Source organism: Marinifilum sp. D737 (assembly GCF_026672275.1).
Lineage (GTDB): Bacteria > Bacteroidota > Bacteroidia > Bacteroidales > Marinifilaceae > Marinifilum.
The window spans coordinates 37,003-49,372 of record NZ_JANQCD010000024.1 but is presented as its reverse complement, the minus strand read 5'-3'; the positions used below and the strand labels follow the sequence as shown (position 1 = coordinate 49,372).

The window sequence follows — 12,370 nt, the reverse complement described above, 5'->3', positions numbered from 1 at the left end:
AGACGCATGGCCATGCGTCTTTACAGTACTAACTATATTATAGATGACTGACGAAATCAATAAAGCAGAACTAAACGAAGAATTGATCAAACTGATTCAAATGCGAATGCCTTTTGGCAAATACAAAGGTCGATACCTTATCGACTTACCAGAACCTTATTTGGTATGGTTTCGTGAGAAAGGATTTCCTCCTGGAAAATTAGGCGAAATGCTGGCATCTATGTACGAAATTAAATTGAATGGACTGGAAGGCATGTTGCGTCCGTTGTGCAAAAAATACCAGTAATACAGTTAGCAGTTAGCAGTTAGCAGTTACAAAGTTCGGGAGACTGTTTTGATCATGCAAAGCCCCCTTGAAATTTATTAATACAAATGCTAACAGGCAAACAGATGCTTTCTGGTCGCTCAACTTGATTCTTGTTACTTGGAGCTTAAAATTCGTAATTATTAATTCGTAATTACAAATTGATTTGTAGGGCCATAGATTTAAACAGGCAATACACCTCGGTTCCGACATCCAGGTTCATTTTTTGTTGAGAGGCCTGTGTAATGGATACAATTAAAAGAAATCCAACATCGACAAGACAATAGGTTCTGTTCTCTTTTTTAATGATTTTGGTAATTTTTCCTTTCAGTTGGTTGCGAATAGAAATGTCGCTTATTTCATTCAAGGTAATCGCTATATCTTCAGGACGTAAAGAGACATTCAACTCATCTCCCACTTTGCAGCAATCGTTAATTAATTCACGTTCTACATGAATTTCATGGCTGGCATCACGATTAATTAAATGCGTTAATCCATTCTCCACATCATGCAATTCCACTTTAAAAGGAATTACATTCATTAAACCAGCACCGCGCATGATATCCAGCGATTTTTCAGACTGTATCAAGTCAAAATAATTGCCATGTCCTTCTACACTGCCATTTCGCAGTAAAAACAACTCCTGTGTCAAACTAAGCAAATCAGGCAAATCATGACTCACAACCAGCATTGGCATACCAAGCTTTTTATTGATTCGAATCAGGTAGGGAATAATTTGTCTTCGTAAGGCAACATCTAATGAAGAGAAAGGCTCGTCCATCAAAAGCAATTTGGGAGCGCTTAACAAAGCTCTTCCAATGGCAACACGCTGTTTTTCACCTCCCGATAAACTCTTTGGTCTTTTCTCCAATAATTCACGTATTTCCAATAGATCTACTACCTCATCAAAATGAATGATTTGCTGATCATTATCAGCATAAACACTTCCAAACAAGAGATTCTTTTGCACTGTCATGTGAGGAAACAATCTTCCTTCCTGAAATACGTATCCAATCTTCCTTTTACGGGATTTTAAATTCCAATTTTTCGAGGTATCCAATATCAAGCTATCATCAATCTCGATATGCCCTTCATCTGGATTTTCCAAGCCTGAAATCAAATGCATTAAAGTGGTTTTTCCCGATCCTGAAGGACCAAAAATCCCAGTAATTCCCTTCAAAAAATTAACCTCTACATCAAGAGAAAAATTTCCTTTTTGAACTTTTAATCTGGCCGATAATGCATGCATATTAAGTGATATCTCTTGATTAATTATTTACGATGATGAAGTTTTTTTACCAAAATCTCGGAAAAAGACATGGCTGCAAATGAAAATACCACAGCTACCAAAAGTAATCGGAAAGCTGCTGTTTCATGTCCGGGAACCTGAATTTCATTAAAAAGCGCCAAGGGTATGGTTTGGGTTTCACCAGATATGTTTCCGGCAAAAATAATGGTGGCACCAAACTCTCCCAACGATCTGGCAAAAGCCAAAACAAAACCACTTATAATTCCAGGAAGTGCCAATGGCAAAGTAACACGAATAAAAGTCTGTAATGAGTTTGCACCAAGGGTTTTTGCTGCTTCCTCGTAACCTGGATCCACCATTTCGATTGACAAGCGAATGGCTCGAATTGCCAATGGAAATGAAACCACCATTGAAGCAATTACAGCTGCATAAAAACTAAATGCCAACTTTATTCCAAACCATTCGTTCAAATACTTGCCAATTAATCCGTTTGTTCCCAGCAACAACAAAAGGATAAATCCGGTTGCAACAGGCGGTAGAACCAAAGGCAAATTCAAAAAACCTTCTACAATTGATTTTCCTCTGAATTGTTTGCGCGCCAAGCACCAAGACAAGAAAACCGATGGAGGAAGAATGAAAACAGCACACCAAAAGGCAACACGAAACGAAAGTCCGATTGCCAGCAATTCATCTTCACTAAAGTTTAGCAATTCATTCATATTAATCCAGATTGAATCCGTTTGTTCTCCATATACTTTTCACCTCTTCCGATTGAAGGTACAACAAAAATGAATTTAAACTTTCAGATCTCTTCTTTTTTGCTGCCCCTGCATATGCAATGGATTCACATGCAGTAAGAGGGAATCGATAAACGATATTGACCTTTTTAGATTTCGTGGCATCAGTTTCATAAACGATGCCCATTTCAGCTTCCCCCATTTCAACCATCAACAATGCATCTCTTACATTTTTTGCTGGTAAATATCGATCAGTAAGATCTTTTTCCCATCCATAAAATTTAATGGCCTGCATTGCATACTTACCCGCTGGAACATGCTTCGGATCACCAATAGATAAACGACCGGCAAATAAATTCGGAAAATTATTTTCAATCTCTCCTCTATTTGGCTTTTTATCGTTTCCTGAAGGAACAATGACAACCAAACGATTCGTGGCCAAATTCTTTACTGTGGCCTTTTCAACCAAGTTCAAACTATCTATGTAATCCATCCAACTCTTATTCGCAGAAATGTAGTAATCAAAATCAGCTCCACTTTCAATTTGTCTGGCCAATATTCCCGACGATGCAATATTGAGCTTGACCTTAATGCCTGTTTCCCTCTCAAAGCTTCCAGCAATTTCTTCAGCAACATTTGTTACACTGGAAGCTGCAAATAAGGTGACTTCATTGTTTCTATTCTTTCTATTCGAGCAAGAAAGAACAAACATCGATAGTATGATTACAATTATGGTTTTATTCATGCAGAAATGCTTAGCAAAAGTTGAAAATAGTAATTTTTGGAGAATACTGAACTACTCAAAACAATATGATTCCCAATTCATCTTCAGTAACTAATAATTAACAAATATTTAGCAATTCTTATTTTGATTCATTTTAGATAAATTTCGTATCTTGACATCACCTATTAACACACCAAATCAACTAGTTATGCAGGACAGAATCCTATGGTATTTTGAAAACTTCAATTTTTTGGGATCACTATCTATTCTTGAAAAAATGGATTTGAGAAAGAAAGTGAAAATGCTAGAGGCTACTAAAAACCAAACCATTTATCTTCCAAATGACGAAGCAAACTCGGTATACTTTCTTAAAAAAGGAAAGGTTAAAATTTCATCTTTTTCGGATAATGGAAAAGAGTTCATTTATGCCATTCTTGGTCCTGGTGAAATATTTGGAGAATTGGCAATTACAGGACAGAGCAAAAGAGAACAAATTGCAGCTACAACTGAATATGCTGAAATTTGCTATGTAAATATTCAAGATTTTGAGCATTTTCTGTCAACGCATCCTCGCCTTAGTTTAAAGGTTACCAAATTAATTGGCTTCAGACTTAAAAAAGTTCGAAGCAGATTGGAACGTATGTGGTTTAAATCAGCTCCTGAAAGGGTAAAATGTTTATTACTCGATTTGATTGAAGAGCATGGAATTAAAATTGGTGACGAAAGAGAAATTCGTTTAAACCTAACTCATCAAGACATAGCTAGCCTGGCTGCTACAACTCGTCAAACTGTAACAACAACTCTAAATGAATTAGACCGAAATGGAGTAATTATCTATGACAGGCGGCGAATTTTGGTAAGAAAACCATCTGCCTTAAATTGATTCAACAATAATACTTTTAGGTTTTGCGTTTGGAAAAATTGACGAACCGGACCAAACCTTACTATGAGTCCAATACTGAATAAGCTAGAATACAATTCCCAATCTTTATTTAAAAGAACAACATGAGCTATGGTCAAAATGGCAGCAAAATAAACCAATCGGTGTAATGTTTTCCAATGTCGCTTCAACAACTTCATCGATCGACGATTTGAAGTAATTGCCAGTGCAAATATTATTCCTGCAGAAATTCCTGATAGAATTAAAGGTAAATCTGAAAAAATAGAAAAGAATCCTTCGTGATACATAAAGAAGAAAGCATGCAGAAATACATAAACACCACATGATATTCCCATTGCTTGCCTAACAAATAGATTACTTTTTGTGCCGAACACAATCTTAAATGGTGTAATCAGTAAAACAGCTATTAGCCATCGTATGGCCCACTCACCCGTTTGTTCAATTGCAAGCTCAATTCCAGGAACAATATCTCTTCCGGTTTTAAGGGCTACTTGTTCATCCTGTTCTATATCATCGAAAAGAATAAAATCGAATTCAGGGTATTCAAAATTGAAGCTAATCAATGAAAAAATCTTTATCAAAGGAAATAATGCCAGCAAGCATACTATCAACCACGACCAATTCTTCTGCAATAAACTCATAATACGAACTAAACTTATTTAGAATAGTTCAAAATTGGGATTTATTAATGAGGATGCAAATACCTAGATGTTGGTATTTATTGCATTAAAAAAAAAGAGATTTTCTATCCCACCTTACTAATATTCTTAAGACGTTTCATGTCAAGAATTTTCAAGTTTCTACCATCAACTGAAATGATTTTATCTTGTACAAAAACACCTATTTGTTTGGAAACACTTTCTCTACTGGTCCCAATCATGTGAGCGAGTTCTCTACGACTTAAGGGCAAACTAAATTCATTTCTCCCAAAAATAACAATCGCAAAATAAAGTATGGCATCTGCAAGCTTTCCATAAATTTTCTTCTGGTGCTGATCAATAAAGCGATGGTAATTGTTCAAACTATCGTTACATACCGAAGAAAGTATTTCATATCCAAAACGCCCATTCTCTTTTATAAACTGAGAGAATACATTCAAATCAATATAACAAACACGCACAGGAGTTAATGCTGCATAAGAATAATGATTGTTGGTATCGCTAAAAATAGAATGTAAACCCAGATAGGAATGCGGCTTAACAACCTGCAATATATATTCTTCCTGTAATCTGTTCTTTCCATACTCCTTTGCCAAACCTTCTCTTAAATAAATAATATGCGAAGTTCTTGAACCTTCTGCCAGGATAGTTTCTCCTTTTTCAAACTTAGCTTCGTTACAATTTTTGCTTAACAATTCTAACTCAGAAACCGATAGAGTTTGTGAAGCACACGAGCGATCGTCACAGGTTTGACAATTGGAAAAGATCTTATAATCTGGCTGATTAAACATGCTAAATGGTAATGTGAGATATATCACAAAGATAAGATAAAACAATCACATTCCTTATTGAATATATGCATATTAAGCTGTTGTAACTTTGTAATGGGAAGTACTAATTTGATTATGAAACCTAATAATTAGAAAAATGAAAAAATTGTTGTTTACAACATCTCTGTTAGCTTGTATTCTGTTTATAGATTACCTGATTTTAATAGCAGTAGGATGTTCTGCATTTAAATGTGGAGCTCAAGAAAGTTTTTACTGCGGCTTTTACTGCAAGTTTGCATTAAGCCTAATTACTTTATCAGTAATTGGAGGATTTTATTGCGCCAAGAAACTTATGAATAACGCTTTGTAAAGTCAGGCATATCACAAAACACTTTATACAAAACGAGGCTGCACCAAATGGTGTACAGCCTCGTTTTTTCTATTTTTTAAGGAGTGTATTTACAATCCCAAATTTTTATTTTTTATTACCTCATCCTGAAGACGACGAGCTAACTTTTGCTCTCTTACCAAGGCATTTTTTCTGTGAGTATCAAATTCTTCTCTAACCTCTTCCAAAGTTTGCTTGGTTTCAACCGTTACTACGTTACTACGTTTAAACATCATAAAGCATACCCCAGCAACTACCAGCGAACCTAAAATAAGTACCCACATTAAAGTATTGTAAGTAGATTTAGGCAACTCCATGCCTAAAAACTTCATACTATCCTTCATACGTATGGTTTCATCCAACTGCTTTTTTAAATTCTGAATTTCTGTATTAAGATTATCGATTTCACTTCCTTGATTACCGACTTTCGATTCAGATTTTTTAAGAATTGATTTTAACTGGTTTAGAGAATCTTGAACATTTGACTGATATTTATTCAACATCTCCACCTTAATCACTTCATGACCTTGCCAATTACTCGATTTTTTTGTCAAATATTGGAATTGGCTACTTATTGTACCATGATCCAATGATGGCTTCGCTTCCGGTTTAGTCGGTTCAGTTTCCTGTGCCGATAATGTTAACGAAAATAAAAACAGTAAACAGTACGTAAGAATTGATTTGTGCATTTTAATTGGGTTTCTATTATTAATTTAAGCTCTGATTACAATTAAACGATCAACATGTCTTAAAATTGCCAACTGTTCATTTTTTCTTAAACAATTTTTTAAGCAGAATTTCGACTTGCATTTATGTTACCATAAAGAGATCTGATGACCAACTTTTGCAATATACTGTATTTTGTAGCGTTTGTTACATTTTTTTTCTCTAATTCTCGAATTTTTATAAGAGCATACTGTTGAATTGTAATCAATGGCAATACCATTTCTTCTCTAAGGTTAATCGAATCTTTTAAGAATAAAGCGGTTTGCATCAACTCATCCTGATCAGATACCTTCAGTAACATTTCTATGCTTAATTGATATTCATCATGAATCCAACACCAAAATTCGCCGAACTCTTCGTCATTCTTCATGTACTCGGTTAAATTAAAGTACGACTTACATATGGATTGCATACTATTTGCCACCAAAGTTTTAAAAAATAGCGATGATTGGTACAACTTCCTGGCATCTTCAAACAAGCCTTCTTCTTCAAGTTTCTTTAAAGATGAACCTACACCAAAAAATCCTGGTACATTTTGCTTCATCTGGCTCCAGGCTCCAACAAATGGAATCGCTCTCAGGTCTTCGAAGTTTAACTTCTCCGATTGCTTTCTTTTGCCAGGTCGACTTCCAATATTTGCCTTTCCGTAATAATTAAGCGCACTCATTTTTTCCAGGTACGGCACAAATTTATCCGAAGACTTGAACCTCTGGTATTCTGCCAAACTATACTCCGAAAGCTTTTCCATTATCACACGATCCGTATCAGAAAGTAATTTCTCAGGATCATCGAACAAGCTGTTTTCAAGTGCAGCCGATAGTAATCTTTCCTGGTAAAATCTTGCAGAGTCATGCGTACCAAATTTTGAACTAATGGTTTGTCCCTGTATGGTCACTTGGATCTCTCTATTCTCTATCGTATTTCCTAATGATGAATAAAACTTATGGGTATTTCCGCCTCCACGAGCAGGAGGTCCTCCACGACCATCGAAAAATGCAACTGTAATTCCCATTTCGCGTGACAGTTTGGTAATATTCTCCTTGGCCTTGTAAATGTTCCAGTTGGCCGAAAAATATCCTCCATCTTTTGTTCCATCAGAGAATCCCAACATAATGGTCTGTTTTTTACCTCTGAATTCAAGGTGCTTTGCATATTCTTCATTCTCATACAGCTTTCGCATGGTAATTGCAGCTTTCTCTAAATCATCAATGGTTTCAAAAAGTGGAATTATATCCAATGGTATTTCATTCTGCCAAGCACACATTTTAGCCATAGCAAAAACTCTTGCTACATCATCCTCTCCTCTACAATTGCTGATAATTACTCGATTACAGGCTTTCTCTCCATTTCTTTGTTGAATTTCTTTAATGGTTCCAAAAAGACTTAAAGTATCTTTTACAACTTCATCATCAGACTGAAATAATGAAACCGGAGTATCTAGTTTTGTTAGATCTTCAAATGTCAAGCTACAATTTTGATCCTTCAATTCCGGAGCTGTGGAACAAAGTACATCAAATGCTTGTTTTATAATTCTACTATCCTGCCTGATATCTATTCCAGCAAAATGGGTCCCGAATAACAAAACCTTGTTCCTAAATTCATGCAACAACTCTACAAAGAAACCGTCATGTTCTTCTATCAATTGTTTTTCGATCACTGCCAATGATTGAAGAATCTCTGCCTGCTGAATCCTGGAAGAAGTATCTTCTCCATTCACCGCCTGCAGTATTCTTTCTTCCAAGGCTACTACTTTCTCATAAACTCCTTTAAAGCTTAATCTTCTTCTTAGCTTTCTAATATCCTTGTAATAATTTGCAAGCAGAATGCTTCTCAATCTATCAGCTACAGCAATGGTTGTATCCACCTTCACAAATGGATTTCCATCACGATCTCCTCCAGGCCAAAATCCAAAAGCAAGTATATTTCCATCCTGCTCTTCCGGATTACTCACTTCTTTCATTAAATCACCATACAATTCTGAAGCCGATTGATAGAATATATTCTCGAGGTACCAACTTAAACTTTTTGCCTCATCATATGGGGTTGGTCGTTCCTTTTTAAAGAAAGGAGTCTTACCCAATTGGGTAAGCAACATTTTAATCTGTAACAGATCATTTTTCTGAATGGCATCGATTAAATCATTAATAATTGCCAATACTGTACTTGGATAAAACTGTGTTGGATGTGCTGTTAAAACAATACGAACCGCCAAATCTTTTAGCGCTTCTCCAATCTTCTCTTTTCTTTCATCACTTGATAATCGACTCTTGATAGACTCTATTTTACCTACTCGCCGAGCATCATGTAAATCCAGAAAAGCTGCATCTTCCAATGCATCCAGTAATACTACCTGACGCTCAATGTAGCTAATTACCCGAAACATGAAATCCAGTTGTTCCGTTTCGCTCTTAAAATTGGTTTGTTTTTCGAAAAAATGATCTAAAATCTCAACAGGAGATTTTCCTTCTTCTAATCCCTTACGACACTCATCCTTCATAAGGGGAATAAGAATACCTGTTCCATGAATCCCATCTAACGGAAGCGTTAGAAAGATACTATTGTACAATTTGTACCGAAGTTCAACTTCGTTTTGAAATGTTTCTGATTGCATAGGCTTTTTATTATTATCCTCCCTCTCTTAATTATTGATTCAAGATAACAAAAAGAGTGAATTGGACTAAAGGATACAATCAGAAACTTTCAAATTTATTTTTGTATTTCAATCATTACCGGTAAATGATCAGAAGGATACCTACCCTCTACTTTAAGATCAATAATTTTATAATTGAGGATTTTTGTTGATTTATCCACAAAGATATAATCGATTCTATCTGTTACAGGTTCGTTGTGTTTGAAGGCATTAAAGGTTCCAATGTTTGATTTTTTTTCTGCCTTAAGGTGAGAATCAATCATATTTTCTGCCAAATACTTTATGGCTTCACTTTCTGGTTTTAGGTTTAAATCACCCATTAAAACAACCGGTAAATTATTTTGATTCAATTTTTGAATGTGCTTCAAGATTAACTTAGCACTTTCGTATTGAGCTTTTTTTCCAACATGATCGAAATGAGCATTAAATACCCAAAATTGCTTTCCTGATCTCTTATCTTCAAATAAAGCATATGTGCATATTCTTTCAAGAACAGCATCCCAACCAACCGATATTTTATTTGGAGTTGGTGACAACCAAAATGTTGATTCTTTTATAATTTTATAAGCCGAATGTTTATAAAAAACAGCACAATATTCACCTTTCTTTTTCCCATCATCTCTTCCAACACCAAGGTAAGAATAGTCTGTTAAATTTTCATCTAAAAATTCCAGCTGGTGACACAAGCCTTCCTGTGTGCCAAACACATCAGGAGAATATCCATTAATTAGATTAATGATATTTTCTTTTCGAAGTTCCCACTTGTTAATCCCATCATTTGGATTATCGTATCGAAGGTTGTAAGTCATTAATTTTTGAGCATGCAAACCATAGCAGAATGCAAAAAGTATGGTGCTTATGAGTATTTTTTTCATAATATACATTAAAAGAAAGGCCGTACAACTGCACGGCCTTATATAATTTTATTTAGATGAGCTAAGTACAAAATGCAATTCTCCTCCTTGCATGATTTGCTGATGAGTAATGGTTAATTCCTTGTACTCTTCACCATTTAGCAATACCTTTTCGATGTAGTGGTTTTCTTTTCCCTGGTTCTGAGTTGAAATGGTAAAAGTCTTACCATTTGGCAAATGTAAAATCCCTTTTTTAACCCAAGGTGAAGTAATATCATAAACTCCATTCGCCGGATTTACCGGATATATTCCTAAAGATGAGAATACCATCCATGCAGACATCTGACCGCAATCCTCATTCCCACAATATCCATCGGGTTGAGTAGTGTATTGGGTATTGATAATTCTGCGAACCATTTCCTGTGTTTTCTCTGCCTGATTGATATAATTGTACAAATAGGCAACATGATGACTAGGTTCGTTTCCGTGGGCATATTGACCAATCATTCCCGTGCTGAAAATTGGCAGTTTATCATCTGCTGTAGGATAATAGCTAAACATGGAATCAAGCTTGGCTGAAAACTTTTCCTCGCCAACGGTTTTTATGAATTCTGGCACATCTTGTGGTACATACCAGAAATACTGCCAGGCATTACTCTCACAAAAGTAATTGGTATACTCCTTAGGTACGAATGGAGAAACAAAGTTTCCTTTAGGATCTTTAGGTCGGAAAAAAGTTGATTTTGGATCATACAAATTTTTCCAATTCTCTCCTCGATTTAAGAAGTATTTGTAGTCCGCTTCTTTGTTTAAAGCTTTTGCAAACTGTGCAATACACCAATCATCGTAAGCATACTCCAATGTCTTTGAAACAGACCAATTTTCGCCTTCCTCATCAGTAGGGACATAGCCCAAATGCATATACTCATCAATCTGTCGGCCTTTCTCCATTGCTGATTCTTTACAAGCTTTGTAAGCTTTTTCAACATCCATTTCAATGCCTTTAAAATAGGCATCAACAATTACCGGAACCGCATGATATCCAATCATCATATTGGTTTCATTTCCTGCCATTGACCACACTGGCAACAAACCTGTTTCATCGTAATGAATTAGAAAAGATTTGATAAAATCTTCCACTTTATCAGGACATAGAATGGTGTATAATGGATGTGCTGCTCTGTATGTATCCCACAATGAAAAGGTATCATAGCGATCAAAACCCTCTGCTTTGTGGTATTTTCCATCTGCACCTTTGTGCATTCCATCAATATCTGAATGTAAGCTTGGTGTAAGATACAGGTGATATAAATTGGTGTAAAACAATTCTTTTTGTTCTTCGCTGGCTTCAATCTCAATTTGAGATAATAAGTTTTCCCATTCCTGATCGGCTTGCTTTACTACTCCATCAAAATCCCAATGAGTTAGCTCTGCCTCCATATTCTTTTTTGCTCCTTCAATTGAAGCAGAAGATAAGGCAACTTTCACCAAAATTTCTTCTGGTTTTTCTGTTTCAAAATTTGCAATCAATTTGGTTTTAGGAGAGTTAACCATCATATTTGCTGACTTATTATCTCCTTCAAACAATTCTACAGATTTAAAAGATTTTGAAAATTGCGCCGTAAAATACAGATGTTGATCTCTTGCCCAACCATTTGATTTTCTGTATCCCGATATGGTCGAATCATTTTCAACAATTATTTTAGTATCGTACGGATTATCCCAATTCAATTTGTATCCCAAATCCAGTATGATTTTAGAATCCGAATCTTCAGGAAAACTGTATCTATGGAAACCTACACGTTTTGTAGTGGTAAGCTCAGCAGTAATTCCAGAACTCAATAATTCCACTTTATAATAGCCCGGTGAAGCTTCCTCCTTTTCATGAGAAAATTTAGAGTATGGACGGTAATCTCCTTCTGGTGTTAAATTATCAGTAAAACGACTATTTAAAGGCATCAAAAGAATATCATACATATCCCCTGCTCCGGTTCCCGATAAATGTGTATGACTAAATCCTGCAATGGTTGAATCAGGCCAAAAATACCCTGCAATTCTGTCCCAACCCGGCAAACCATTATCGGGACTCAGTTGTACCATACCAAAAGGCATTACTGCTCCAGGGTAGGTATTACCAGGTCCATCGGTACCCACGAAAGTATTTGCATAGCTAGTTAATTTCCGAGGCTCTGCCTGCTCATTACTGCACGCAAAAAGACCAATCATTGCCAAACAGAAGGCTAATAATCTCATAATAAGTAAAGTTTATCTTCCAAGATTAATCAGAAGATGTAAATAGTAAATTGGCTTTTGGAAATATGCTCCAAATATAAACAAAACGAGCATTCATATCCTATAATTCACACAAAAGCTGTGTGATTTTTTTCAGATTTAATCTAAAATAATGG

General features: G+C 35.6%; 11 protein-coding genes. 2 read left to right on the top strand and 9 right to left on the bottom strand.

Going from position 1 to position 12,370, the window contains the following annotated elements:
- Nucleotides 1-43 precede the first annotated feature (43 nt).
- Nucleotides 44-286, top strand: a complete 243-nt coding sequence (locus NQ163_RS14345; protein ID WP_171593887.1) for a DUF3820 family protein — start codon at nt 44-46, stop codon at nt 284-286.
- Nucleotides 287-458: 172 nt separating this feature from the next.
- Here NQ163_RS14345 and modC read toward each other — a convergent pair whose 3' ends face one another.
- The 3 genes from modC to modA are packed head-to-tail and all read right to left on the bottom strand — an operon-like array spanning nt 459 to nt 3,035.
- Complete coding sequence (gene modC, locus NQ163_RS14340; protein ID WP_268191001.1) at nt 459-1,553, bottom strand: molybdenum ABC transporter ATP-binding protein; 1,095 nt, start codon at nt 1,551-1,553, stop codon at nt 459-461.
- A gap of 23 nt (nt 1,554-1,576) precedes the next feature.
- On the bottom strand, nt 1,577-2,272 hold the full coding sequence (gene modB, locus NQ163_RS14335) for a molybdate ABC transporter permease subunit (RefSeq protein ID WP_268191000.1): 696 nt from the start codon (nt 2,270-2,272) through the stop codon (nt 1,577-1,579).
- A gap of 1 nt (nt 2,273) precedes the next feature.
- Complete coding sequence (modA, locus tag NQ163_RS14330) at nt 2,274-3,035, bottom strand: molybdate ABC transporter substrate-binding protein (RefSeq protein ID WP_268190999.1); 762 nt, start codon at nt 3,033-3,035, stop codon at nt 2,274-2,276.
- 187 nt (nt 3,036-3,222) lie between these two features.
- Here modA and NQ163_RS14325 point away from each other — a divergent pair, with 187 nt between their 5' ends.
- The gene (locus NQ163_RS14325) at nt 3,223-3,897 is read left to right on the top strand and encodes a Crp/Fnr family transcriptional regulator (RefSeq protein WP_268190998.1); all 675 of its coding nucleotides are present in this window, start codon (nt 3,223-3,225) and stop codon (nt 3,895-3,897) included.
- Here the strand turns inward: NQ163_RS14325 and NQ163_RS14320 are convergent.
- The 6 genes from NQ163_RS14320 to NQ163_RS14295 form a co-directional block, all read right to left on the bottom strand.
- Entirely contained in the window at nt 3,849-4,556 is a 708-nt protein-coding gene (locus NQ163_RS14320; protein ID WP_268190997.1) for a ferric reductase-like transmembrane domain-containing protein, read from the bottom strand. The two genes, NQ163_RS14325 and NQ163_RS14320, sit on opposite strands and share 49 nt — an antisense overlap.
- 104 nt (nt 4,557-4,660) lie before the next feature.
- Nucleotides 4,661-5,392: a Crp/Fnr family transcriptional regulator gene (locus NQ163_RS14315; RefSeq protein ID WP_268190996.1), complete on the bottom strand. Its 732-nt coding sequence runs from the start codon at nt 5,390-5,392 to the stop codon at nt 4,661-4,663.
- A 411-nt stretch (nt 5,393-5,803) separates the two neighbouring features.
- Entirely contained in the window at nt 5,804-6,421 is a 618-nt protein-coding gene (locus NQ163_RS14310; RefSeq protein WP_268190995.1) for a hypothetical protein, read from the bottom strand.
- Nucleotides 6,422-6,519: 98 nt separating this feature from the next.
- The gene (locus NQ163_RS14305) at nt 6,520-9,069 is read right to left on the bottom strand and encodes a phosphoenolpyruvate carboxylase (protein ID WP_268190994.1); all 2,550 of its coding nucleotides are present in this window, start codon (nt 9,067-9,069) and stop codon (nt 6,520-6,522) included.
- A 95-nt stretch (nt 9,070-9,164) separates the two neighbouring features.
- Nucleotides 9,165-9,983 carry an endonuclease/exonuclease/phosphatase family protein gene (locus tag NQ163_RS14300; RefSeq protein WP_268190993.1) on the bottom strand — a complete coding sequence of 273 codons (819 nt, stop codon included), beginning with the start codon at nt 9,981-9,983 and terminating at the stop codon, nt 9,165-9,167.
- A 48-nt stretch (nt 9,984-10,031) separates the two neighbouring features.
- Nucleotides 10,032-12,215: a GH92 family glycosyl hydrolase gene (locus NQ163_RS14295; protein WP_268190991.1), complete on the bottom strand. Its 2,184-nt coding sequence runs from the start codon at nt 12,213-12,215 to the stop codon at nt 10,032-10,034.
- Nucleotides 12,216-12,370 lie beyond the last annotated feature (155 nt).

Bases quoted from the DNA above. Each gene is read 5' to 3' on its own strand.
- modB (WP_268191000.1), bottom strand. From the start codon at position 2,272: ATGAATGAATTGCTAAACTTTAGTGAAGATGAATTGCTGGCAATCGGA.
- modC (WP_268191001.1), bottom strand. From the start codon at position 1,553: ATGCATGCATTATCGGCCAGATTAAAAGTTCAAAAAGGAAATTTTTCT.
- NQ163_RS14295 (WP_268190991.1), bottom strand. From the start codon at position 12,215: ATGAGATTATTAGCCTTCTGTTTGGCAATGATTGGTCTTTTTGCGTGC.
- NQ163_RS14310 (WP_268190995.1), bottom strand. From the start codon at position 6,421: ATGCACAAATCAATTCTTACGTACTGTTTACTGTTTTTATTTTCGTTA.
- modA (WP_268190999.1), bottom strand. From the start codon at position 3,035: ATGAATAAAACCATAATTGTAATCATACTATCGATGTTTGTTCTTTCT.
- NQ163_RS14325 (WP_268190998.1), top strand. From the start codon at position 3,223: ATGCAGGACAGAATCCTATGGTATTTTGAAAACTTCAATTTTTTGGGA.
- NQ163_RS14300 (WP_268190993.1), bottom strand. From the start codon at position 9,983: ATGAAAAAAATACTCATAAGCACCATACTTTTTGCATTCTGCTATGGT.
- NQ163_RS14320 (WP_268190997.1), bottom strand. From the start codon at position 4,556: ATGAGTTTATTGCAGAAGAATTGGTCGTGGTTGATAGTATGCTTGCTG.
- NQ163_RS14345 (WP_171593887.1), top strand. From the start codon at position 44: ATGACTGACGAAATCAATAAAGCAGAACTAAACGAAGAATTGATCAAA.
- NQ163_RS14305 (WP_268190994.1), bottom strand. From the start codon at position 9,069: ATGCAATCAGAAACATTTCAAAACGAAGTTGAACTTCGGTACAAATTG.